This is a genomic window from Arachnia rubra (assembly GCF_019973735.1).
In the GTDB taxonomy this organism is placed as follows: domain Bacteria; phylum Actinomycetota; class Actinomycetes; order Propionibacteriales; family Propionibacteriaceae; genus Arachnia; species Arachnia rubra.
Window position 1 is genome coordinate 2,392,422 of record NZ_AP024463.1, and the last position, 21,470, is coordinate 2,413,891.

Annotated in this window: 21 protein-coding genes and 1 tRNA gene; 4 read left to right on the top strand and 18 right to left on the bottom strand. The window is 64.5% G+C overall.

The features are described from left to right. Window positions 1–8: 8 nt before the first annotated feature. From SK1NUM_RS10900 to SK1NUM_RS10910, 3 genes are read right to left on the bottom strand one after another with little or no spacing between them, the layout of a single operon-like run. On the bottom strand, window positions 9–833 hold the full coding sequence (locus SK1NUM_RS10900) for an ABC transporter ATP-binding protein (RefSeq protein WP_212321916.1): 825 nt from the start codon (window positions 831–833) through the stop codon (window positions 9–11). Between the two features lie 34 nt (window positions 834–867). Further along, window positions 868–1,995, bottom strand: coding sequence for a FecCD family ABC transporter permease (locus tag SK1NUM_RS10905; RefSeq protein WP_212321918.1), 1,128 nt, complete (start codon window positions 1,993–1,995; stop codon window positions 868–870). Beyond that, a complete protein-coding gene (locus SK1NUM_RS10910) occupies window positions 1,992–3,164 on the bottom strand; it encodes an ABC transporter substrate-binding protein (RefSeq protein WP_212321920.1) in 1,173 nt (390 codons plus the stop codon). Before SK1NUM_RS10910 ends, SK1NUM_RS10905 begins: the two co-directional genes overlap by 4 nt. 288 nt (window positions 3,165–3,452) lie before the next feature. Here SK1NUM_RS10910 and SK1NUM_RS10915 point away from each other — a divergent pair, with 288 nt between their 5' ends. Beyond that, window positions 3,453–3,821, top strand: a complete 369-nt coding sequence (locus tag SK1NUM_RS10915) for a hypothetical protein (protein ID WP_212321921.1) — start codon at window positions 3,453–3,455, stop codon at window positions 3,819–3,821. A gap of 284 nt (window positions 3,822–4,105) precedes the next feature. Here SK1NUM_RS10915 and SK1NUM_RS10925 read toward each other — a convergent pair whose 3' ends face one another. The 13 genes from SK1NUM_RS10925 to SK1NUM_RS10985 all read right to left on the bottom strand — a co-directional run bounded on the left by SK1NUM_RS10925 (window position 4,106) and on the right by SK1NUM_RS10985 (window position 16,478). After that, window positions 4,106–4,564: a hypothetical protein gene (locus SK1NUM_RS10925; RefSeq protein ID WP_212321923.1), complete on the bottom strand. Its 459-nt coding sequence runs from the start codon at window positions 4,562–4,564 to the stop codon at window positions 4,106–4,108. Next, the gene (locus SK1NUM_RS10930) at window positions 4,561–5,085 is read right to left on the bottom strand and encodes a hypothetical protein (RefSeq protein ID WP_212321924.1); all 525 of its coding nucleotides are present in this window, start codon (window positions 5,083–5,085) and stop codon (window positions 4,561–4,563) included. Before SK1NUM_RS10930 ends, SK1NUM_RS10925 begins: the two co-directional genes overlap by 4 nt. 160 nt (window positions 5,086–5,245) lie before the next feature. Further along, window positions 5,246–5,476, bottom strand: coding sequence for a MoaD/ThiS family protein (locus SK1NUM_RS10935; protein ID WP_212321925.1), 231 nt, complete (start codon window positions 5,474–5,476; stop codon window positions 5,246–5,248). 5 nt (window positions 5,477–5,481) lie between these two features. Further along, window positions 5,482–6,330 (bottom strand): NTP transferase domain-containing protein, encoded by an 849-nt coding sequence (locus SK1NUM_RS10940; RefSeq protein ID WP_212321927.1) that lies wholly within the window; start codon window positions 6,328–6,330, stop codon window positions 5,482–5,484. After that, window positions 6,323–6,793 carry a cyclic pyranopterin monophosphate synthase MoaC gene (gene moaC / locus SK1NUM_RS10945; RefSeq protein WP_212321929.1) on the bottom strand — a complete coding sequence of 157 codons (471 nt, stop codon included), beginning with the start codon at window positions 6,791–6,793 and terminating at the stop codon, window positions 6,323–6,325. Before moaC ends, SK1NUM_RS10940 begins: the two co-directional genes overlap by 8 nt. After that, window positions 6,790–8,025, bottom strand: a complete 1,236-nt coding sequence (locus tag SK1NUM_RS10950) for a molybdopterin molybdotransferase MoeA (RefSeq protein WP_212321931.1) — start codon at window positions 8,023–8,025, stop codon at window positions 6,790–6,792. Before SK1NUM_RS10950 ends, moaC begins: the two co-directional genes overlap by 4 nt. 1 nt (window position 8,026) lies before the next feature. Next, window positions 8,027–8,773, bottom strand: coding sequence for a HesA/MoeB/ThiF family protein (locus SK1NUM_RS10955; RefSeq protein WP_212321934.1), 747 nt, complete (start codon window positions 8,771–8,773; stop codon window positions 8,027–8,029). Further along, complete coding sequence (locus SK1NUM_RS10960; protein ID WP_212321936.1) at window positions 8,773–9,027, bottom strand: DUF6457 domain-containing protein; 255 nt, start codon at window positions 9,025–9,027, stop codon at window positions 8,773–8,775. The genes SK1NUM_RS10955 and SK1NUM_RS10960 overlap by 1 nt, the downstream gene beginning before the upstream one ends. Then, a complete protein-coding gene (gene narI / locus SK1NUM_RS10965) occupies window positions 9,024–9,764 on the bottom strand; it encodes a respiratory nitrate reductase subunit gamma (RefSeq protein ID WP_212321938.1) in 741 nt (246 codons plus the stop codon). Before narI ends, SK1NUM_RS10960 begins: the two co-directional genes overlap by 4 nt. 3 nt (window positions 9,765–9,767) lie before the next feature. Continuing rightward, a complete protein-coding gene (gene narJ, locus SK1NUM_RS10970; protein WP_212321940.1) occupies window positions 9,768–10,475 on the bottom strand; it encodes a nitrate reductase molybdenum cofactor assembly chaperone in 708 nt (235 codons plus the stop codon). After that, on the bottom strand, window positions 10,472–12,064 hold the full coding sequence (gene narH, locus SK1NUM_RS10975) for a nitrate reductase subunit beta (RefSeq protein ID WP_212321942.1): 1,593 nt from the start codon (window positions 12,062–12,064) through the stop codon (window positions 10,472–10,474). The genes narJ and narH overlap by 4 nt, the downstream gene beginning before the upstream one ends. A gap of 20 nt (window positions 12,065–12,084) precedes the next feature. Further along, the gene (locus tag SK1NUM_RS10980) at window positions 12,085–15,789 is read right to left on the bottom strand and encodes a nitrate reductase subunit alpha (RefSeq protein WP_212321944.1); all 3,705 of its coding nucleotides are present in this window, start codon (window positions 15,787–15,789) and stop codon (window positions 12,085–12,087) included. Beyond that, complete coding sequence (locus SK1NUM_RS10985; protein ID WP_212321946.1) at window positions 15,786–16,478, bottom strand: helix-turn-helix transcriptional regulator; 693 nt, start codon at window positions 16,476–16,478, stop codon at window positions 15,786–15,788. Before SK1NUM_RS10985 ends, SK1NUM_RS10980 begins: the two co-directional genes overlap by 4 nt. Window positions 16,479–16,674: 196 nt before the next feature. Between SK1NUM_RS10985 and SK1NUM_RS10990 the strand changes: the two genes are divergently transcribed. The 3 genes from SK1NUM_RS10990 to SK1NUM_RS11000 all read left to right on the top strand — a co-directional run bounded on the left by SK1NUM_RS10990 (window position 16,675) and on the right by SK1NUM_RS11000 (window position 19,492). Further along, window positions 16,675–17,976 carry an MFS transporter gene (locus tag SK1NUM_RS10990; RefSeq protein ID WP_223927526.1) on the top strand — a complete coding sequence of 434 codons (1,302 nt, stop codon included), beginning with the start codon at window positions 16,675–16,677 and terminating at the stop codon, window positions 17,974–17,976. A gap of 12 nt (window positions 17,977–17,988) precedes the next feature. Beyond that, window positions 17,989–19,347 (top strand): MFS transporter, encoded by a 1,359-nt coding sequence (locus SK1NUM_RS10995; RefSeq protein WP_212321948.1) that lies wholly within the window; start codon window positions 17,989–17,991, stop codon window positions 19,345–19,347. 72 nt (window positions 19,348–19,419) lie between these two features. Further along, a tRNA-Arg gene (locus SK1NUM_RS11000) sits at window positions 19,420–19,492 on the top strand. Between the two features lie 97 nt (window positions 19,493–19,589). Here SK1NUM_RS11000 and SK1NUM_RS11005 read toward each other — a convergent pair. Together SK1NUM_RS11005 and SK1NUM_RS11010 are read right to left on the bottom strand one after the other, a co-directional pair. Beyond that, the gene (locus tag SK1NUM_RS11005) at window positions 19,590–20,192 is read right to left on the bottom strand and encodes a CE1759 family FMN reductase (protein ID WP_212321950.1); all 603 of its coding nucleotides are present in this window, start codon (window positions 20,190–20,192) and stop codon (window positions 19,590–19,592) included. Next, window positions 20,189–21,352 (bottom strand): LLM class flavin-dependent oxidoreductase, encoded by a 1,164-nt coding sequence (locus tag SK1NUM_RS11010; RefSeq protein ID WP_212321951.1) that lies wholly within the window; start codon window positions 21,350–21,352, stop codon window positions 20,189–20,191. Before SK1NUM_RS11010 ends, SK1NUM_RS11005 begins: the two co-directional genes overlap by 4 nt. Between the last annotated feature and the right edge of the window lie 118 nt (window positions 21,353–21,470).

The following is a 21,470-nucleotide window of genomic DNA, read 5'->3' on the forward strand; positions in this document are numbered from 1 at the left end:
TTACCCACTCAGCGGGCAACGACAGTCAGGACCCCGTCCTCATCGCTGTTCACCGCAACCTCGGTGTCATAGACCCGGCTCAGGTTCTCCGAGGTGCAAACCTCAAGGGGCGTTCCCTGGGCCACCACGTCTCCCGCGGTCATCAGCAGCACCTCATCACAGAAACGTGTCGCCAGGTTGATGTCGTGCAGGACCACCAGAGCCAGGCGTGAGGACTGCGCAGAGTCGTCAGCCTCCGCATCAGAGCCTTGGTTCTCGTTCTTCTCTTTCTGCTTCTCAGCGACCGTCGCCTCAGAGCCGTGGACGTGGTTGCGCACGCTGCGCAGCACCCGCACCTGGTGTTTCAGGTCCAGTGCGCTGGTCGGCTCATCGAGCAGCACCAGTTCGGGTCCGTGCACGAGGGTCTGCGCCAGGGAGATGAGCTGCCGCTGACCACCTGAGCACTCCCCCAGGTAGGTGTTCGTCAGTGCGGCGATGCCCAGCGCGTCAAGCGCAGCGTAGGCGCGTTCCACGTCCTTCTTTGGAACCCGCCAGCCCGAGCCGCCCCGCTGCGCCGACACCAGCACTGACTCCATGGCGGTCAGGGCGATGTGGCCGGGAATCTCCTGAGGCATGTATCCGGTGACGTCCTGCAACGCCCGGCCACTACGCCCCCCGTAGCTCACCGCACCCAGGCACTGCTGGGCACCGGCGATGGACCGGACCAGCGTGGACTTGCCGCAGCCGTTCGGCCCCAGCAGGCCAACCACTGCCCCCTCCCGGACGGAGAGGCTGAGGCCGGAGAGAACCACATGTTTCCCATAGCTCACGCTGATGGAGTCAAGGTTGAGCATGATCTTTACACCTATTTCTCGCTGACAGCGTGGACTAGTTCGAGATCGCGGAGGTGGTGCGGCGCCTGCCCAGGATGATCAGGACGAACACCGGAACACCGACGAGAGCAGTGAGAATGCCGACAGGAAGCACCTGGCCGGGCACCACGACCTGGGCCACGGCATGGGCGCTGCACAGCACCAGGGAACCGCAGGCCATGGCCGTGGGCACGAAGAGCCGCTGGTCTTCCCCGACGAGAATGCGCGCCACGTGAGGACCCACCAGCCCCACGAAGCCGATGATCCCCACCGAGCTCACCGAGAGCGCCGCTATCAGGGAGGCCCCGAGCAGCGTCCACATACGCACATTGTCGACCTTCACGCCCATTGCCCGGGCCCGGGCTTCACCCAGTGACAGGGCGGTGAGCTTCCACTGGTTGATCCCGAACAGCGGGATGACCGTGACCAGGGCGACCACGACGAGACAGATGGAGAACCAGGTAGCCCGCTCCAGGGATCCCATCGTCCAGAACACCATCCGCTGGAGGGACTCCTGGGTCGCGCGGTACTGCAGCAGCATCAGGAGCGCCTGGAAGCCGAAGACCAGTGCGATGCCCAGCAGGATGATGGTCTCGCGGCCGGAACGGCGTAACCGTGACACGAGCGCGATCACCCCGCTGGCGAGCAGAGCGAACAGCGCAGCGCCGATGGCGACAGAGGCCTCGCTGAAGACGGGGAAGCTGAGCCCGGTAGCAATCACGATGGCAGCCCCGCAGCCGGCCGCCGCGGAGACGCCGAGGGTGTAGGGCTCCGCCAGCGGGTTGTCGAGGATGGTCTGCATCTGCGCGCCGGCCAACGCCAGGGCAGCCCCGACCACCACCGCCATGAGCGCGGGCGGTGTGCGCAGATCCATCACCACGGTGCGGGTGCTGCGCGGAACGTCCATACCCAGGTAGGTTTGTGCGATTTCCAGCGCACTCACGCGGATGGGCCCCACCATCATGGCAACGACAAACATGATCACCACGGCGGCCAGGATGCCGATCAGAATCAGCAGGCGCTTGGTCTTGATCCGCCAGAACTCCTTCAGGGCCTCCTGCTCAGAGAGGTCGGGGCGTCCTGCCGCAGCCTTCAACGCCGTGCCGTCTGACGTTCCGGTCTTGGTTTGCCTGGAGCCGGTCATGACATCTTGGCGGCGAAGACGCCCTCGGCCTTGAAGGGCATGAACTTGTCGTGGAACTCGGTCCAGGCGGCGTTCGCGTCCGGCAGGCCCTCAACCTTCAGCCCCTGCCATTCGGCGAAGGCGACGTAGGCGAGGAAATTGAACGGCGCGTCGTAGAACTGGTGGTAGATGCCGTACACCTGTTTCTCGCTGATCGCCTTCAGCTCGCTGTAGCCCGTCTCGCTGGACAGCTGAGACAAGGTCTGGTTCGCCGCCTCGGCTGTGGCATTGTAACCGAGCTCGACGTAAGAGGTGCCTGCCTTGTCGTTCTTCTTCTGCTTCCCCCAGTCCCCGCCGGTGGCGATGATGATTTTCGGCTGGGATGCGATCAGCTGCTCGGTGGTCAGGGTTCCCGAATCGCTGTCCAGGAGGCTGGTGCCCAGGTTGGTGCCGCCGCTGGCCGCCACGATCTGGCCGAAGTTGGAGTTCCCGAAGGTGCTGCCGGGTGCCTGGAGTCCGGGTGCACGCCATACGAAGGTGACGGGACGCTCCGACTCGGGCCGCGCCTTGGCGGCCGCGGTCACCGGGTTGACCAGTGAGTCGTAGTAGGCCAGGAATTCCTTGCCCTTGTCCTCGACACCGAATGCCTGCGCCAACAGGGTGACGCTGGTGTGGGTGTTCTCGACGGGCTTCCTACGGAAATCGGTGACCAGGTAGGGGATCTGGGCCGAGTCGAGTTTGGCGTCGAAGCCGGCCTGCTTCGCGGCGTCGTACTGGTCCAGCGTCATCAGGAACAGGTCGGGGCTGTGCTCTAGGAGATTCTCGACGCTCAGGTCTCCCTTGGCGACGCTGCCGACGGTCGGGATGCTACTCGCCTTGGATTGCACCTTCTCGACGCGCTCGAAGACATCCGGGGCGGCGGTCTGCATGTCGGTTCCCCACGCCACGACTTTGTCCAGCAGGTTCTCCTTCTGAAGGAACAGCAGGGAGAAGGCCTGCCGGGACTCCCCGAGGATGATCTTGGATGGCGCGGCATCCAGGGTGACGGTGCGGTCTGCGACGTCCTTGATGGTCAGCGCCCCTCCAGAGGCAGACGCCGGGGCGCCCTGTTGATTGCCGTTACCGCACGCTGAAACAGCCGCTGCACCCACAACGGCCGCAGCTCCGGTCAGAAAAATCCTGCGTCTCATTGACTACCTCCCGCCGTGGTGGTGTGGTCACCCACCGGCCATGGATTTTCCGATGAGATCGAGACACCACCCCCAGATACGTCCCCCAAAACATAAAACGAGGTAACCCTAAACAGGCTCCCTAGAATTAAGCAACCCCGCCGTCAGATTATTTGAGATGGCGTGACGCCACGACCTGGAAGTGGTAAGAGACCACCTCACAACAGCTGACGGCGCAGTCGGTGGGTGGCCGCAGGAGACCGGCCGAGGCCACTGCCCAGAGCTCTCTGCAATCTAAACTCATACGCCATGAGCAAACGCACCATCCCGGAGCACTGGATCACACATCTGGGCGGATCCAACCGCGAACCCATCGGCTGGATCACACCCCGCGACGACGGATTCGTCGCCATCGACTTGCTAGGCAGAGAACGCACCGGCGTGGTCAGCTGGCTTGAAGCAGAAGAAACCCTCGACGAACTCGGCATCCGCTACCTAGCAGACCCCTACAACCTGGCCACCGAAACCGGGGCCGTCAAGGTCTACATCGCAGAGGCCACCCCCGGATTCGTGAGAGTCAAAGAAGACGACTTCCAGAACATCGACGCCAACCAGACCTTCCACACCCTCCCCTTCCCCGTCCCCGAAGACCTCCTGAGACAGTTCCCAACCCGCTGATCAATCCCCCCAGCGGCCAACCCCCACAGGTGGGTACTGACCAGAGCCATGGGACGCACCCCCGCGTGAGCAACCTCTCGGCTCAGGCCAAAAGCACACCATGCATATCACCCCCCCCGGATCGACCCCCAGAGCCGCGCAGACCCGGTCCACGAAACGCCGATACTCCACCATCCGCGTCGGGACTTGGATGGGTGTTTCCTGAAGATCATCCAAGCCTCGAGGCGAGTTCTCCGCACAGTCCCGGGCAGCAGACTCAATCGGCAAGGCACGATGCTTGGTCATCAGCGTTTCCCTTTTCGAGCTGCTGCTTTCTGCTGTTCAACGGATAGTGCTTTGAAGGCTCCCATCGCGTTGGGATCGTTGCGGGGAATACCTGCTCTGCGGGCACGGCGGTACCACGGCGGGAGAAGAAAGAAGGGGAACCAGAAAAAGACCCCGAGAAGAAAGGTTAGACCACCGAACAACCACACCGGAGCCAGCAGTCCTATGATGACCTCGGGTATGGAAAGAACGGGTCGCAACCCAGCCAGTCCCATCAGCAGCAAGCCCGCACCACCGTAAAGCATGGCGAGAGGCGGGCAGGTCCCGCCGTTGTAGTGGATGACGAAGCGGGGAATGGGTTCGGTGTAGGCGACCCACCCCTGCCAAAGGCAAAGAAAGCCGAGCGCTAGAAGAATGACTGCAACCCAGATGGCTTCGGTTGTTACAGGAGCCTCCAAGAGAACTAAATTGTTTATCATCCGCCGAATATTTTCTTTCCGAAGTTCCAGACGGATTCTCCAAAGTCCGCGACGTTGTCGCCGAAACTCTTGCCATCGCCGTCAGGGTCACAGGACATCACCAAGCCCACTCCGACTCCGACGGCGAGGCCGACGGCGGTTCCACCGACGGGAAGGACCGACCCAACGGCAGCTCCCGCTGCTACTGAAGCAAATACCTGCGATCCGGTTCTCACAGCAGCTGTCTCAGCGACTCGGCCTCTCCTCTCGTCGGCTGTGAGTTCGGGGGGTTCCTCCCGGAAACGCTTGTCCATCTTCTCGTGCTCACTGTGGTAAGTGAGCCCGATGCCAAGCACGAAGAAGCCACGTCCGGCAGCTCGACCAATCCCTGTAACGCCGGTGTAGGTCCGTGAGGTGTGCTCTGTGCTCGCACCGACCCAGCTGAGCGGGTTGCCCCACTTGAATGGCTTTATGCTGTGAGGTTTGGTGACTGTTGTGGGTCCCCAGCTTCCCGGTGGCGGGCCGAGGAAGGTTTCCCGCATGGCTGCTGAGAACCGCGTCAAGAAGCTGCCTCCGTGCACCTTGCTCGGTATCAAGACACCTAATCCCGCACATCTCTAAAAGCGCAAAACATCTCACCTCAGGTTGAGCTCCGTCATTGCGCAACCCTTCCGCTGAAGTACACAGTCTCCAGCCCGCTAATCAGCCCCCAGCAAAGGGAGGCAGAATGTCGATTCCCCCCACACCGGCCAGATCGTGATCATCAGACAGCCCCGCCTTACCATCAACCAACAGGGAACAACGGCCGAGCACCGCCTCAAAACCCTCACCATGACGGGCCACCAGAAGCTTCTTCAACTCCCCCACAGTGGCAGCCTCAACCTCAACCGACCCAGCACCAGCCGCAGCCTCAGCCGCAGCAAAAAACCGCACCAACATCACTTCTCCTCCGCCTTCAGCGGGGGCAGGGGCGCTGAAGTCGCGGAATCCTCCACCACCCGGCGCAGATAATCGAGATCAGCCCCCGGATCAGCCCCAGCGGCCAACCCCCACAAGTGGGCACTAACCGGAGCCATAGGACGCGCCCCCGCATGAGCAACCTCCCGGCTCAGATCAAGCACACCATGCATATCAACACGCCCCGGATCAACCTCCAGGGCCGCGCAGACCCGGTCCACGAACTCCTGCCACCCCGTCTCGTCCTGACTCATCTTCTCCCTCCAGAACTCATTCCAATAAGCATGATCCACCCACGTATCCACATCACGGCCGTCATCATCGGCATCGGGCAACAGCCCTAGTCTCAGCCCCGCCAGCAGCCCACGCACCGATCGGTTCCGCGGATCACCATAGGTCTGGGCGACCAGCCGCAGCCGCGGGGTGCGGTGGATCCCCAGCAGCCACTGCGGACTCCCCTCCGGGGAGGCCAGGCAGTAACCGTCAAGGTCATCATCTCGCGCGGTCGCGGCCAGCAGGCGCGGCACAGCGGCCTGCACACCGGGCAGGTCGCAGGCCAGCACGACCGTCCAGCCAGCCGGTTGCGCCACGGCCTCCAGCCCGGCGACGATACCGGCAGCGGGCCCAGTGCCGGGGGGATCCTCGAGAGTGACCAGCACCCCGTCAGGCGCAGCAACCTGCCCGACCACGACCGTCGTGCGGGCATGCCGCACAGCCTCGAGCACCACATCGAGCAGCCGTTTGCCGCCCACCATCAGGTCAGCTTTCGACACTCCACCCAGCCGCGATCCACGGCCGCCGGCCAGGATGATCGCATCGAACTCAGGCATCGCGCCGCCAGCTTCCAGACCTGCCACCTTCCTTGGCGAGCAGTTTCACCTCACGGATGAAGGCGTACCGGTCGAGGCCCTTGACCATGTCGATCAGCGCCAGCGCCGCGACGGAGGCCGCGGTCAGCGCCTCCATCTCCACTCCGGTGCGGTCGGCGGTCCGGACGGTGGCGGTCACCTCGATTGACTCCTGGCCGACCACCAGATCCACTGACGCACCATGCACTCCGATGACATGGGCCAGCGGCAGCAACTCCGGGGTCCGTTTCGCCGCGGCGATCCCCGCGATGCGCGCCACCGCCAGCACGTCCCCCTTCGGCACCTGCCCAGACGTGATCCGCCGCAGTACCGCCGAGTCGCACACCACTGTCGCGGCGGCCGTCGCTGCGCGTTTCGTCGGCTGCTTGTCGGTGACATCGACCATGTGAGCCTGGCCTGCGGAATCGAGATGGGTGAACTTCACAGGTACCTCCGATAGGAGACGAGGTCGCCAGGACTGACGCTCTGAGTGGGGGCGTCGAGCAGCGCCAGCCCATCTGCCCGCGCCGCGGCCGAGACCAGGTGCGATGCCGAGATCCCCTCATGGGCAGGCACCACGACGAGCCGACCCGTCTCATCAGTCTCAGCGCAGACCGGCACCACCTGCCGCCGCCCCCTCGGGGCCGGCCAGGGACGCCCGACGACGGCCCGCTGCCAGGGGCGGTGACGTCTTCCCAGCATCGCATCGAGCAGAGGTTCCACGAAAAGCTCACAGCTGACCATCGTGGAGAGCGGATTTCCCGGCAGTGCCACCAGCGGAACCTCCCGCTCCCCCACCCGCCACAACGCCCAGCCCTGCGGTTTCCCGGGCTGCATGACGACATGGACGAAACGAGACCTCACAGCGGCCGACGCCCCAAGCTCCCCGGTCAGCACCTGCCGCACCACGTCATGATCGCCGACCGAAACCCCGCCACTGAGCACCACCAGGTCAGCCCCAGTCGCCGCCTCATCCAGCCCAGCGGCAAAGCGTTCGGGATCATCAGGCAGGACCAGGACTGCGACCACCTCAGCTCCCATCCGGCGGAGCTGCCCAGCCATGAAGATGCCGTTCGACTCATAGATCTGCCCCCGCGCCAACAAGGCCCCGGCAGGACGCAGTTCATCCCCGGTGGCGACCACGGCAACACGTGGCCGCCGCACCACCGTCACCTCGTCCCGGCCACAGGCTGCGGCGACACTGATGGACCGCGCGCCCAGCTGCAGACCGGCCGGCAGCACCTCGGCGCCCGCCAGGAAGTCCTCCCCCGCCCCCCGGACGTGGGTCTTGTCTCCTGGCTCCTCGACGATCCGGACCATCCCGTCCGATTCCTCAGTCAGCTCCACGGGAACCACCGCCTCGGCCTGCGACGGCAGGGGAGCACCCGTCATGATCCGCACGCACTCCCCGGGCGCCAGAGCAGGATCCAGCGAGGATCCTGCGACAACCACCGCAACCACCCGCAGCTCAGCCCCCAGGTGCCGGTCCGCCTCGCGGAGCGCGAATCCGTCCATGGCAGAGTTCGCAAACACCGGGACAGCCGCCGCGGCAGTCACCGGCTGAGCCAGCACCCTCGCGCTGGCCTCAGCCAGCGGCACTCTCTCGGTCTCGGTGAGCCGTCCCACGAGCCCCAGTAGTTCATCCCGGTACTCCTCGATCCCCAGCCTGTCCCGCATCTCAGCTCCTTCCGGCCAGCGGCAGCTCCGCCACCCTCGCGCCAAGGGTGTCGATGTACATGACGCGGCCCAGCAGCGGTTCGCCCGTCCCGGTGATCAGCTTGACCACCTCGGTGGCCATGACGGATCCCACCCAGCCGGTCATGGGCCCAAGGACCCCGACCTCCGCAGCGGTCGGACAATCCTGCGGAGGTGATGGGAACAGGTCCGACAGGGCCAACCCATGCCGCTCCCACAGCACCGTGACCTGCCCGTTGACGGCCTGGACCGCCCCGAACACCAGCGGCAGGCCGAGACGCTGGCAGGCGCGGGCCACCAGCAGCCGGGTGGGCAGGTTGTCGACCGCATCGACCACCACATCACAGCCGCCGAGGATGGCATCAACGCTGTCCTCGGTGACGCGCCTGGTCACGGCGATCAGCTCGACCAGGGGGTTGAGGTCACGCAGTCGGGCAGCAGCGGACTCTGCCTTCGCACACCCCAGAGTTGCGGTGCCGTACAGGGTTTGGCGTTGCAGGTTGCGCTCCTCAACGACGTCGTCATCCACGATAACAACGCGCCCCACCCCGGCGCCCACCAGGTACTGCAGCACCGGACCACCCAGGCCGCCCGCACCGATACAGCACACCGTTGCGGCCTTGAGCCTGCCCTGGGCCTCCTCGCCGAAACCCTCGATGGCCATGGTCCGCTGATAACGTTCACGCTCACCGTCAGTCAGGGCAGCCGGGACGGCTATGAGCGGCAGCATCAGGTCTCCGGAAGCGCTGCGATGATGGCCTGGGCCAAGTCGCCGGGGTCCCGGTCCGGGTGGGTGGCGATGGCCAGGCCCCAGAGGTACGCCGACACCGGCGCCATGGGCCGCTGGTAGCGACTCGCCACCTCACCGGTCAGGTCGTGGATGGCCCGTGGCGAAACCGGTGAGGCATCCACCTCCAAGGCCGTGGCAACATGCTCGACCCAGGGCCTCCAGGCAGCGTCATCAATCGGTTCACGGTGACTCATTGCTGTTGCTCCTTGAGCTTGGGCAGCTCCCACAGGTCGGTGGGGACGTTGGTGTGAGGAGCAGGTTTCTTGCCCGCGGAACGATAGACGACATAAGGCCGGGTCACGTAGCCCACGGGGATGCTGAAGGCATGCACCAGCCGGGTGAAGGGCCAGATCAGCAGGATCAGGAAGGCCAGGAAGGCGTGCGCCTGGAAGGAGAAGGGAGAGCTAACCATCAGGTCGATGTTCGGCTGGAAGGTGAAGATGCTACGGAACCAGGGGCTGACGCCCTGCCGGTAGTTGTAGTCGTGGCTGAAAGTGGTCGTGAGAGTGTTCACCATACCGGTGACGAGAACACCGGTCAGGACCACATACATCACCACGTCCCCGATGGTGGTCGCCTTCCGTACCGCAGGCACAGCGATGCGCCGGATGATCAGGATCGCGTAGCCGACGAAGATCATGGCGCCGGAGACCCAGCCGCCGGAAACCGCCACCATGTGGTAGGTCTCCTGTTCGATACCGAGTGCGTCTGTCCAGGACTTCGGAATGATCAGGCCCATCGCATGCCCGCCGAAGGCGAACAGCAGCCCGAAGTGAAACAGCGGCGCACCGATCCGCAGCAGCTTCGATTCGTAGATCTGCGAGCTCCGGGTGGTCCAGGAGAACTTGCTGAAGCGGTAACGCCAGATCATGCCGACCACGAAGGTCGCCATCGAGATGTAGGGGAAGACTCCCCAGAGCAGAGTGTTCATGGATCAGACTCCCAGCAGTTCAGCGTCATCGTCGGGTCGGGGATTCAGGAAGGGATCGATGCCGTAGGGCTCCAGGCCCACCTCCTCAGACTCAGGACCGTCGCGGAGCAACTTCGCGACGGCTTCAGCCTGTTCGCCGTCGATGGCCGGCAACGTGGCCCGGAGCGCGGTGAGGGCACCCTGCCACGGCGAGTTGCGGTGTTCCAGGGCCATGGCGAGCAGCTCCACCCCGGCCCGGTGCCGGTTCACGAGGTCCCAGGCGACGTCTAGGTCGCCGAGCGCACCGAACTCCAGCACCACTGACAGGTGGTCGGGTAGTTCCTCACCCTCCAGCTCCATGCCTGCCCGGCGGTACACCTGTTTGAACTGCACCAGCGCAACCCCGCGCTTCCGGCTGTCGCCGTGGGCGTAGTAGGTCAGGTGCAGGGCGCATTTGCGCGTGTAGTCGAAAGTCTCGACGTAAAGCCGCCGGGACTTCTCCAGGCCCTGCTGCTCAAGGCAATCGATCACCTCCACGAGGGGCTCGCCCACGGCGGCGGGAAGCTGCTCCGCCGTCGCACGCAACCGTGTCAGCCGCTGGAACAACTTCACGGACGGGTACTCAAGCAGCAGCGACACGAGTTGCCAGGCGACACGCAACTGATCGTCGGGCAGCTCCCGGTCCGGGACTGTGGGTTTCCGGCGCCCGATGCCGGGAAGCCAGCGTCTCATCTCGGTGCCCCCGAGGTAGGCATGCCATGGCCATCCCAGTCGAGGAAGGCCCCCCGATTCGCGGTCTCCTCCATCCGGGCTTTCGCCGCGGAGTAGCTGCCGATCGTCACGGGAATGGGGCCGCTTCCCGGAGCAACTCCGCCCTCCCCCACCGGGCACTCGGTAGAGATCGACTCCAGACTGTGAGCCTGCTCCTTGTGCGACGGCGGGATGACGTAGCGCTCGTCGTACTTGGCGATCGCGAGCAGCCGGAACATGTCCTGCACCTCCTGCCCGGTCATGCCAACCTTGGCCGCGATCTCCTCATTGCCGGCTCCCCCGAGGTTGATATCGCGCATGTAGGAGCGCATGGCCGCCATCTTCTCCAGCGTCGCGCGCACCGGAGCCACATTGCCAGCCGTAAACAGGTTCGCCAGGTACTCCATGGGGATGCGCAGCACGTCGATGGCGCCGAACAGGTTGTCGACGTCCTCGGCGTCGTAACCGGTGGACGCGACGGAGTCGACGACCGGTGACAGCGGCGGGATGTACCAGACCATCGGCATGGTGCGGTACTCCGGGTGCAGGGGCAGCGCGACCTGGTAGTCCATGATCAGCTTCTTCACCGGCGAGCGCCGGGCGGCCTCGACCCAGTCGTGCGGGATGCCCTGCCGTTCCGCCTCGGCACGGATCTCGGGATCCTCCGGGTCGAGGAAGACCGTGAGCTGCTTCTCGTAGAGCTTGTGCTCGTCACGCTCCGCGGCCGCCACAAGCACCGCATCGGCGTCGTAGAGCATCAACCCGATGTACCGCAGCCGCCCGACGCAGGTCTCCGCGCAGATCGTCGGGATCCCCAGCTCAACCCGTGGGTAACAGAAGGTGCATTTCTCGGCTTTGCTGGTGCGGTGGTTGAAGTAGACCTTCTTGTAGGGGCAACCGGAGATGCACATGCGCCAGCCGCGGCAACGGTCCTGGTCCACCAGGACGATGCCGTCCTCCTCGCGTTTGTAGATCGCACCGGAGGGACAGGCGGCGGCGCACGCCGGGTTGAGGCAGTGCTCGCAGATGCGCGGCAGGTAGAACATAAAGGTCTGCTCGAACTCGAACTTGACCTTGTCCTCGATGCCCTTGAGCATCGGGTCCTTGTGCCCGTACTCGACAGTGCCGCCGAGGTCGTCGTCCCAGTTCGGCCCCCATTTCGGGGTCATGGGTTCGCCGGTGATCAGGGAGTGGGCCCGGGCCACCGGGAAGTGCTTCTGCTGCGCTGGGGCGTTCAGCAGGTTCTGGTAGTCGTAGGTCCACGGCTCGTAGTAGTCGTCGATCTCAGGCATCTTCGGGTTGCCGAAGATGTTCAGCAGCTTGTGGAAGCGGCCGCCGCCCTTGAGACGCAGCCGGCCACGCTTGGTGACCTCCCAGCCGCCCTGCCACTTCTCCTGGTTCTCGTACTCCCGGGGGTAGCCGAGACCCGGACGGGTCTCCACATTGTTGAACCACACGTACTCGGTGCCGGCCCGGTTGGTCCATGCCTGCTTGCAGGTGACCGAGCAGGTGTGACAGCCGATGCACTTATCGAGGTTCATCACCATCGCCATCTGGGCCATGATTCGCATTGTGATTGGTCCTTTCCGGCTCAGAAGTACTTGACGTCCTGGGAACGCTTACGGATCATCGTGACCTCATCCCGGTTGTTTCCCGTCGGTCCAAGATAGTTGAACGCGAACGCGATCTGGGCATAGCCGCCCGCGATGTGGGTGGGTTTGATCAGGATGCGGGTCATCGAGTTGTGGATCCCGCCACGCCGGCCGTTCTTCTCCGTCAACGGCACCTCGATGACGCGGTCCTGCGCGTGATACATGTAGATCGTTCCCTCCGGGATGCGGTGGGAGACGATGGCGCGGCAGGAGACGACGCCGTTGCGGTTGACGAGCTCAACCCAGTCATTGTCCTTGATGTCGACCTTGGCCGCGTCTTTGTCGCTGATCCAGATCTGCTGGCCGCCTCTGGAGAGCGTCTGCATGAACCAGTTGTCCTGGTACTGGGAGTGGATGGCCCACTTGAAGTGGGGGGTCAGGTAGCGGACCGAAACCCCCAGCTCGTTCACCTCACCGAGGGGTGCCTCTCCGAACAGCTGAGTCATGTTCAACGGACCACGATAGGTGGGCATCGCCTCACCCAAGGCGATGATCCAGTCGTGGTCGAGGTAGAAGTGCTGGCGCCCGGTGAGGGTGTGCCACGGCTTCATCCGTTCCACATTGATAGTGAACGGCGCATAGCGGCGGCCACCGGACTCGGACCCCGACCATTCGGGTGAGGTGATGACGGGCGTCGGCTGAGCGATGATGTCCTGGAAGGTGATCATCTTGCCCTCATGCTCCGCTGCCAGGTCGTGCAGCTGCACGCCGACCCGTTTCTCCAGGGTCTTGAAGCCCTGCGTCGCCAGATGCCCGTTGGTGGTGCCGGCCAGCGCCATGATGGCCTCCGACGCATTCACCCCGTTGTCCAGCCTCGGACGACCATCGGCGGGGCCACCGCGGCGGACGCCGTTCTTGCCTGCCAGGTACTTGATCGCCGACGTGACGTCGGTGACTAGTCCCTTCTGGGCGGTACCAAGTTTGTCGAGCAGCGGGCCGACGGTGCCGTACTTGGCGCCGATCGCAGTGTAGTCGCGTTCGATGACGGTCAGGCGCGGCATGGTGACCGCCGGGATCGGCTCCACCTCCCCCTTGCTCCAGTCCTTGACGATGCCATGGGGCATGGCCATCGCGTCTGGTGAGTCGTGCATCAGTGGGGTGGCCATGACGTCCTTGCGCACCCCCAGGTGGTCCTTGGCCAGCTCCGAGAGCTTGTCGGCGATCAGCTGGAACGTCTCCCAGTCCGTCTTCGCCTGCCACGGCGGATTGATCGCCGGCGTGAACGGGTGGATGAACGGGTGCATGTCGGTGGTGTTGATGTCGTGCTTCTCGTACCACGTGGCAGCAGGCAGCAGCACATCCGACACCAGCGTCGAACCGGTCATGCGGAAGTCCAGGGTCAGCAGCAGATCAAGCTTTCCCTCGGGCGCCTCCTCCCGCCAGACCATGTCCTTGGGACGCATCTCACCCTCAGCCTCAGCCGCGGTCACGGCATGGTCGGTTCCAAGAAGGTGCCGCAGGAAGTACTCATCGCCCTTGGCTGTGTTGCCGATCAGGTTGGACCGCCACAGCGTCAGCGCCCGCGGGAAGTTCTCAGGGTTGTCGGGATCCTCGACGGCGAACTTCAGCTTGCCTCGCTTGAGCTGGTCGACGACGTAGGCGGGAGCCTCCTGCCCCGCCGCCTCAGCCTCGTCGGCGAGTTCGAGAGGGCTCTTCTCGAACTGCGGGAAGAACGGCATCCACCCCATCTTCGCGGACTGCACATAGAGATCGGAGGTGACCTTCTTGTCGAACATGTCATTGCCGAACTCCTTCGCGGAGAGGGTGTCGGCATCGAAGGTGTCGTAACGGTACTGGTCGGTGTGGATGTACCAGTAGCCGGTCTGGATCATCTGGCGGGCAGGACGGCACCAGTCCAGCGCAAACGCCATGGTGGCCCACCCGGTGATGGGCCGGGCCTTCTCCTGCCCGACGTAGTGGGCCCAGCCACCGCCATTGCGGCCCTCGCAACCACACAGCTGGATCAGCATCAGCATGGTGCGGTAGATCACGTCGGCGTGATACCAGTGATTGGCACCAGCCCCCATGATGATCATGGAGCGGCCGCCGGTGTCTTCGGCGTTCTTCGCGAACTCCCGGGCGACGCGGATCACCTGCGCGGCGGGAACGTTGGTGATGGCCTCCTGCCAGGCCGGGGTGTAGATGCCCTCGACGTCGTCATAGTCCTTCGGCCAGTCGCCGGGCAGGCCCGGGCGAGCCACGCCGTACTGGGCCAGCATCAGGTCGAGGACGGTGGTGACCAGCCGGTCACCCACCCGCCGCACGGGGACCCCACGACGGATCCCAAACGGCTCCTCGGTGGCATTGGCGAAGCAGGGCAGCTCGATCTCGACACTCTCGTAGCCGGGGGTGTCCATCATCGACAGAGCAGGCTTGATGTCACCCAGAATGAGATTCCACTTGCCCATGTCGGCATCCCCGAACCGGTGTCCAAGGGTACCGTTCGGGCTGGCGACCTGACCGGTGTTCTCGTCCCAGACGAGGGGTTTGAACATGGCATTGGACTGCTCTGCCAGCTCACCGCCGACATCCCCCGCGACGAGGTTCTTGCCCGGCCGGTACAGCCCGGGGGCGTGCTCGTCGAGGGTCACCAGGAATGGTGAATCGTTGTAAGTGCGGTTGTAGTCCTCGAAGAACGGCACCCGCCGGTCGACGAAGAACTCCTTCAGCACCACATGCCCCATGGCCATGCCGAGGGCCGCATCGGTCCCCGGAGCAACTGGCACCCACTCGTCGGCGAACTTGGTGGCCTCCGCGTAGTCGGGGCTCATCACCACGACTTTCTGGCCGCGGTAGCGGGCCTCGGTCATCCAGTGCGCGTCCGGGGTACGGGTCAGCGGGATGTTGGACCCCCACATGATGAGGTAGCCGGCGTCCCACCAGTCGCCGGACTCGCGCACGTCGGTCTGGTCGCCATAGACCTGCGGGGACGCCACGGGCAGATCGGCATACCAGTCATAGAAGGACAGCATGCAGCCACCGATGAGGCTGTGGTAGCGGGCACCGGACGCGTGGGAGGCCATCGACATCGCGGGGATTGGCGAGAAGCCCGCGATGCGGTCGGGGCCCCACCGCTTGATGATGTAGGTGTGAGCGGCAGCCACCATCTCGACGGCCTCGTCCCAGTTCGCCCTAACGAAACCGCCCTTGCCGCGGGCCTTCTTATAGGCCCGGGACTTCTCCTCGTCCTGGACGATGGACGCCCAGGCCAGCACGGGGTCGCCGTAGCGGGCCTTCGCCTCGCGGTACATCTCCAGCAGGACACCCCGGATATAGGGGTACCGCACCCGGGTGGGTGAATAGGTGTACCAGGAGAACGACGCCCCCCGGGGACAGCCACGAGGTTCATACTCGGGCTTGTCGGAGCCGACGGACGGATAGTCCGTCTGCTGCGCCTCCCAGGTGATGATCCCGTCCTTGACGTAGACCTTCCAGGAGCACGACCCGGTGCAGTTCACCCCGTGGGTGGAGCGAACCACCTTGTCATACGCCCAGCGATCCCGGTAGAAGGAGTCGCTGCGACCACCCTTCTTATGGACGCTGCGCCCATCACGGGAGACCTCGCCGCGCGTGAAGAACCTGCCGGTGTCCACCAGCACATCCGTGAGCGGGCCGTCGATGCCCACCTCATACGTCTTGGTCATTTCTTCTCTCCTTGATTCCCGGTTGCCCGGCTGAGCCTCAGGCAGCAGGGTCCGCCCGAGAAGTCTGAGTTCAATTCGACACCTGTATCGGGTTCTCCGAGTACCCCCAGGGCTCCCCGGATCAGCCCTCGGTGAGCGCCACACACCGCCTCAGGCGATGAGAAGGCTGCTTGCCGCAGCGGACAGCTCCTGAGATCCACCGCCGCGCTCCACGGCCCGGTCTCTGTGACCTGTGGGTCATACCCCCATGCTCGCAGCAGGTCGATCACAACACTCACCTTCTCCTGCCAGCTTGCCCCAGAGATCGTGGGTATTCCCAGCAGAGCGGCATCGAGGGTGCGCATCGCCCATTCGCGCAGCACCTCCTCGGCCTTGGCCCGCTCGACGTCCAGCACCTGCGCCAGCACCTCAGCCAGCAGCTGGTAGTCATCCTGGAGCGCAATGGCCGGCACGGCCCTCGGCACGGGGAAATAACGGCGCCGGGGACGCCCGACCCCGGCCCGCTCGTCGCGCTGCAGAAGCTTTCCCTCGGCAACGAGCCGGTTGAGATGCACCCGGACGGTCGTGACATGCAGATGGAGGCTTTCCGCAACATCAGACGCGGTCAGTCCTTCGGGGTGGCGTATGAGCAGCTCGAGGGCGGGGTCTCCCACAGATGCGGAATTCTCAGCCCCCACCAGCTGCCTCATGATCACCACCGTCATCCTCTCGAACCAGAATAAAAAGGAACAACCGACTCCACCCTCCGAAGGAATTTAGCAACGTTTTATTTACCTAAAATCCCCGCCATCTGGCGTTTTCGGCCTTGTTTGTTGACTTGATACTACAGGCCCACATAAGCTCCTGCCAGCAATTTAGAGGGACCACCCCAGCGGAGGGAGCGCCGTGAGCGCCGACACAACCAGACATCGTGAGATCCCAGGCGCTGCGCGCGTCCTCACGATGTCCAGCATCTCGTTCACCCTGATGTTCGCCGTGTGGCTGATGTTCGGCATCCTCGGCAAATCCATCCAGGATGAATTCGGCCTGGATGCCGTCCAGCTGAGCTGGATCAGCGCCGTTGCCGTGCTCAACGGATCCATGTGGCGGCTGCCCTCCGGGATCCTCGCGGACCGGTTCGGCGGCAAGATCGTCATGACCGTGATGATGGCCGTTGGCGCGGTCGCCTCACTGGCTGTCTCGTTTGCCAGCAACTACCCGATGCTCCTGGTCCTGGCGTTCTGCGTCGGCATCGTCGGCAACTCCTTCTCAGCCGGGGTGGCCTGGAACTCGGCCTGGTTCTCCCCCGAACGCAAGGGTTTCGCGCTCGGGGTCTTCGGCGCGGGCAACGTCGGCGCCTCCGTGACCAAGATCATCGGCCCCGGCATCATCACCGCCACGGCGGGCAGCACCGTGCTCGGCTTTCTTCCTGGGGGCTGGCGCCTCATCCCCATCGTCTACGCGGTGCTGCTGACCGTGGTCGGGATCCTGCAGTGGTTCATCACTCCCCTGCCGGACCGTAAGCCCGGGGCGAGCGCCAAGATCTCCGAGATGCTGACGCCGCTGCGGGACATCCGGGTGTGGCGTTTCAGTCTCTACTACGTGATCGTCTTCGGCGCCTACGTGGCCTACTCGGCGATCTTGCCCACCTATTACCAGGACGTGTTCAAGACCGACCTGAAGATCGCGGCTCTGCTGACCACCACTTTCATCTTCCCCGCTTCTTTGCTGCGGCCGCTGGGCGGCTGGGTCTCCGACCGGTGGGGCGCACGCAACGCCATGTACGCCACGTTCGTTCCCATCGGGGCCTTCTTCACCATCCTGTGTATCCCGAGCGGCGTCGACGACCAGGGCAATGCCTATGGCCTACCGCTGTGGCTGGTGGTGACGCTGATCTTCCTGATCGGCTGCACCATGGGCATCGGCAAGGCCGGCGTCTACAAACACATCCCCACGTACTTCCCCCACCACGTCGGCTCCGTTGGCGGCCTGGTCGGGATGCTGGGCGGCCTGGGCGGCTTCTTCCTGCCCCCTATGTTCGCCTACATCCAGCAGTACACCGGACTGACTTCCACCCCCTTCGTGGTGCTGACCATCCTGACAGGCCTTACGCTGATCTGGATGCATCTCGTGATCAGCCGTATGAAACGCGAGAAGCCTCACCAGGATCTCGTCGACGTTCCAGACGCGGATCCCAGGCCAAATTAGTAAGGAAGATCAATGGGCACTCCACAAGAGAAACCGCGCTCCAAGGAATGGCTTGAGGATTGGGACCCCCAGGATGAGTCGAAGTGGGACTCAAAGATCGCCTGGACCACCCTGACCATCACGACGTTCTCACTGACCATGGCATTCGCGTCATGGTTCCTGCCGAGCGCTGTCATCCCGAAACTCACCTCGATCGGCTTCACCTTCACCAAAGACGAGCTGTACTGGATGACCTCGATGGTGGGGCTGTCCGCAGGCATACTGCGACTGGTGTGGATGGTGCTTCCACCGATCCTGGGGACCCGCAAGCTAGTCACCGTCACATCCGTGCTGATGATCCTGCCGCTGGTCGGATGGGGATTCGCCGTCCAGAACCCCGAGACTCCCTACTGGCTGTTCATGGCACTCGCCTTTCTCGCCGGCATCGGCGGCGGTGCCTTCTCCGGCTACATGCCCTCCACCTCGTACTTCTTCCCGAAACGCCTGCAGGGAACAGCCCTTGGCCTCCAGGCGGGCATCGGGAACTTCGGTGTCTCGCTGGTCCAGCTGCTCACGCCATGGCTGATCGGCTTCTCCATGGTGTCCTGGCTGGGGGCAGCCCAGCACGGCCCCAAGGGTGATGTCTGGTACCAGAACGCCGCATTCGTGTGGGTGCCACTGCTGGTCGCCATCGCGGTCTGGGCCTGGCTGGCGCTCAAGTCGGTGCCAATCAAGGCGAACATCAGGCAGCAGTTCGACATCTTCAGCAACCCGGACACCTGGTGGATGACCTACCTCTACATCATGACGTTCGGCACGTTCTCGGGCCTGTCGGCCCTGTTCGGCCTGCTGATGACCAACCTCTACGGTTCAGGTGCTGGGCTGGAGAGCCTCGTCGCCCAGGGCTACGTTCTCAAGGACCCGGCTGCCTACGCCTTCCTCGGCCCGCTCGTCGGCGCCGGGGCGCGAGTGGCCTTCTCGCCTCTCACCGACAAGATGGGGGGCGCCATCTGGACGCTGATCTCCGGGATCGGACTGGCGATCTCCATTCCGGTGACGATCCTCTCGCTGACCCCCGACAGGAGCTCGGTGGCAGCGCTCGAGGGCAGCTTCAACCTATACCTGTGGGGCATGCTGGCGATCTTCCTGTTCTCCGGGATCGGGAACGCCTCGACGTTCAAGCAGATGCCCATGATCTTCGAGCCGCGGCAGGCCGGTGGCGTGATCGGATGGACCGCCGCCATCGCGGCCTTCGGACCCTTCCTGTTCAGCGTCAGCGTCAGCATCATGGGGGCGGTCATCTTCTACTGGATCGGCATGGTCTTCGCTATCGGCGGCGTGATCATCACCTGGCAGCGCTATGCCCGCAAGGGAGCTCCAAAACCCAGCTGACCTGAACCCGGGTGGCCTGCGCGGCCCACCGCCGCGCAGGCTCGCACCCGGATAAGATAGGCTGCCACAGTTGGCCCCGTAGCTCAGGGGATAGAGCACCGCTCTCCTAAAGCGGGTGTCGTTGGTTCGAATCCAACCGGGGTCGCAGCAAAAAGGGGCTCTGGCCAAACCTGGGTTTGGCCAGAGCTTTTTCCAGTGCCTGGGCCCGCCACCCCTAATCCCGCGGACGGCGACTCAACGAGTCACTGCCCCGCGTCAGCTGACCCTGTCCTTCTGAGCAGCTGCTCGAAGGGGGTCACCTGTTCGAACTGATCGACGGGCCTCTGCCGTACCGACCCTGACAGACAGGCACGCAACTCCTTGAGGGAGTCGCCGATCCGCTGCCGGAGTGCCTTCGCTCCCGGGCCGCCGAAGTCCTCCGTCGCGGCGAAGACGCCCGTCCTGACGGTCTGCGCCCCGAGATAGGAGAACAGCGGGCGCAGCGCATAGTCGATCATCAGCGAATGCCGGACGGTGCCGCCGGTTGCCGCGAGCAGCACCGGCATCCCCCTCAGGGCTCCCGGCTCGAGGATGTCGAAGAAGCTCTTGAACAACCCTGAGAAAGACGCGGAGAAGGTGGGCGTGACCACCACCAGGGCATCAGCCCCGGTGACGGCCGCGATTGCGTCGCCGAGTCTCTCGGCGACGACCCCTGTCAGCATCGCATCGACGATGGCATGGGCGTGGTCGCGCAGGGCTACGACCTCCGCTTGTTCCCCCGGCAAGGCCGCCGCGAACTGATCAGCCAGCAGTTTGGTGCTCGACGGGACGCGCAGTCCCGCGTGGACGATGACGACCTTGCTCACAGCCGGCTCACCGCCCCGGCGTTGTCCTCCTCAGCCCGGGTACCGGTCCACCGGTCGACCGCCACCGCGCCCTCGTCGGGCTCGCTGGCGCCCTGGACGGCGCGGCGGGCGGCATGCGTGGGGGCCGCTGGGACGCCCGGGGCACGCAGCGCCTCGAATTCACGCCGCAGCACCGGCACCACCTCGGTGCCCAGCAGCTCCACCTGCTCCAGGACGGTCTTCAGCGGAAGACCGGCGTGGTCCATGAGGAACAGCTGGCGCTGGTAGTCGCCGATGTAGTCGCGGAATCCCAGCGTGCGCTCGATGACCTGCTCAGGACTGCCGACGGTCAGCGGGGTCTGAGCCATGAAGTCCTCCAGCGACGGACCACCGCCATAGACGGGAGCATTGTCGAAGTAGGGCCGGAACTCGTTGACGGCATCCTGCGAGTTGCGGCGCATGAACACCTGGCCGCCGATCCCGACGATGGCCTGCTCCGGTGTTCCGTGACCGTAGTGGGCGAACCGCCGCCGGTACAGCTCCACCATGCGCTTGGTGTGGCCAGGACCCCAGAAGATGTGGTTGCTGAAGAATCCGTCGCCGTAGTAGGCGGCCTGCTCGGCGATCTCGGGACTGCGGATGGAGCCATGCCAGACGAACGGGGCGACGCCGTCGAGGGGCCTCGGGGTGGCGGTGAAGGCGTGCAGCGGAGTGCGGAACCGGCCTTCCCAGGTCACCACGTCCTCATCCCAGAGCCGCCGGAGCAAGGCGTAGTTCTCGATGGCCAGGTCGATACCGTCACGGATGTCCTTGCCGAACCAGGGATAGACCGGGCCGGTGTTGCCGCGGCCGAGCATCAGATCCATCCGGCCGTCGGTGAGATGCTGCAGCATCCCATAGTCCTCAGCGATCCGCACCGGGTCGGTGGTGGTGATCAGGGTGGTGGACGTGGACAGGATGATGTTCTTGGTCTGCGCCCCGATCCAGGCGAGGGTCGTGGTGGGCGAGCTGGCGACGAACGGGGGGTTGTGGTGCTGCCCGACGGCGAACACATCGAGGCCCACCTCGTCGGCGAGCTTCGCGATCTCGACGGTGGCCTTGATGCGCTCGTGCTCGGTGGGAGTCCGCCCGGTGGTGGGGTCGGTGGTCACGTCACCGACAGTCATGATTCCGAACTGCATGTCTCCTCCTCGGACGATTCCGTAACTGCGTAACTGATTGAAAAGTTAACCAGTTTCCCGGATGGTTTATTCCCTAACGAGGTTCACGATCTGCCGTGGCGGGAACCGAGATGCCAGC

What these genes read in the sequence shown, in the direction of transcription:
- SK1NUM_RS10900 (WP_212321916.1), bottom strand. Translation starts at nt 833, where the DNA reads ATGCTCAACCTTGACTCCATCAGCGTGAGCTATGGGAAACATGTGGTT.
- SK1NUM_RS10905 (WP_212321918.1), bottom strand. Translation starts at nt 1,995, where the DNA reads ATGACCGGCTCCAGGCAAACCAAGACCGGAACGTCAGACGGCACGGCG.
- SK1NUM_RS10910 (WP_212321920.1), bottom strand. Translation starts at nt 3,164, where the DNA reads ATGAGACGCAGGATTTTTCTGACCGGAGCTGCGGCCGTTGTGGGTGCA.
- SK1NUM_RS10915 (WP_212321921.1), top strand. Translation starts at nt 3,453, where the DNA reads ATGAGCAAACGCACCATCCCGGAGCACTGGATCACACATCTGGGCGGA.
- SK1NUM_RS10925 (WP_212321923.1), bottom strand. Translation starts at nt 4,564, where the DNA reads ATGATAAACAATTTAGTTCTCTTGGAGGCTCCTGTAACAACCGAAGCC.
- SK1NUM_RS10930 (WP_212321924.1), bottom strand. Translation starts at nt 5,085, where the DNA reads ATGCGGGAAACCTTCCTCGGCCCGCCACCGGGAAGCTGGGGACCCACA.
- SK1NUM_RS10940 (WP_212321927.1), bottom strand. Translation starts at nt 6,330, where the DNA reads ATGCCTGAGTTCGATGCGATCATCCTGGCCGGCGGCCGTGGATCGCGG.
- SK1NUM_RS10950 (WP_212321931.1), bottom strand. Translation starts at nt 8,025, where the DNA reads ATGCGGGACAGGCTGGGGATCGAGGAGTACCGGGATGAACTACTGGGG.
- SK1NUM_RS10955 (WP_212321934.1), bottom strand. Translation starts at nt 8,773, where the DNA reads ATGCTGCCGCTCATAGCCGTCCCGGCTGCCCTGACTGACGGTGAGCGT.
- SK1NUM_RS10960 (WP_212321936.1), bottom strand. Translation starts at nt 9,027, where the DNA reads ATGAGTCACCGTGAACCGATTGATGACGCTGCCTGGAGGCCCTGGGTC.
- narI (WP_212321938.1), bottom strand. Translation starts at nt 9,764, where the DNA reads ATGAACACTCTGCTCTGGGGAGTCTTCCCCTACATCTCGATGGCGACC.
- narJ (WP_212321940.1), bottom strand. Translation starts at nt 10,475, where the DNA reads ATGAGACGCTGGCTTCCCGGCATCGGGCGCCGGAAACCCACAGTCCCG.
- narH (WP_212321942.1), bottom strand. Translation starts at nt 12,064, where the DNA reads ATGCGAATCATGGCCCAGATGGCGATGGTGATGAACCTCGATAAGTGC.
- SK1NUM_RS10980 (WP_212321944.1), bottom strand. Translation starts at nt 15,789, where the DNA reads ATGACCAAGACGTATGAGGTGGGCATCGACGGCCCGCTCACGGATGTG.
- SK1NUM_RS10985 (WP_212321946.1), bottom strand. Translation starts at nt 16,478, where the DNA reads ATGAGGCAGCTGGTGGGGGCTGAGAATTCCGCATCTGTGGGAGACCCC.
- SK1NUM_RS10995 (WP_212321948.1), top strand. Translation starts at nt 17,989, where the DNA reads ATGGGCACTCCACAAGAGAAACCGCGCTCCAAGGAATGGCTTGAGGAT.
- SK1NUM_RS11010 (WP_212321951.1), bottom strand. Translation starts at nt 21,352, where the DNA reads ATGCAGTTCGGAATCATGACTGTCGGTGACGTGACCACCGACCCCACC.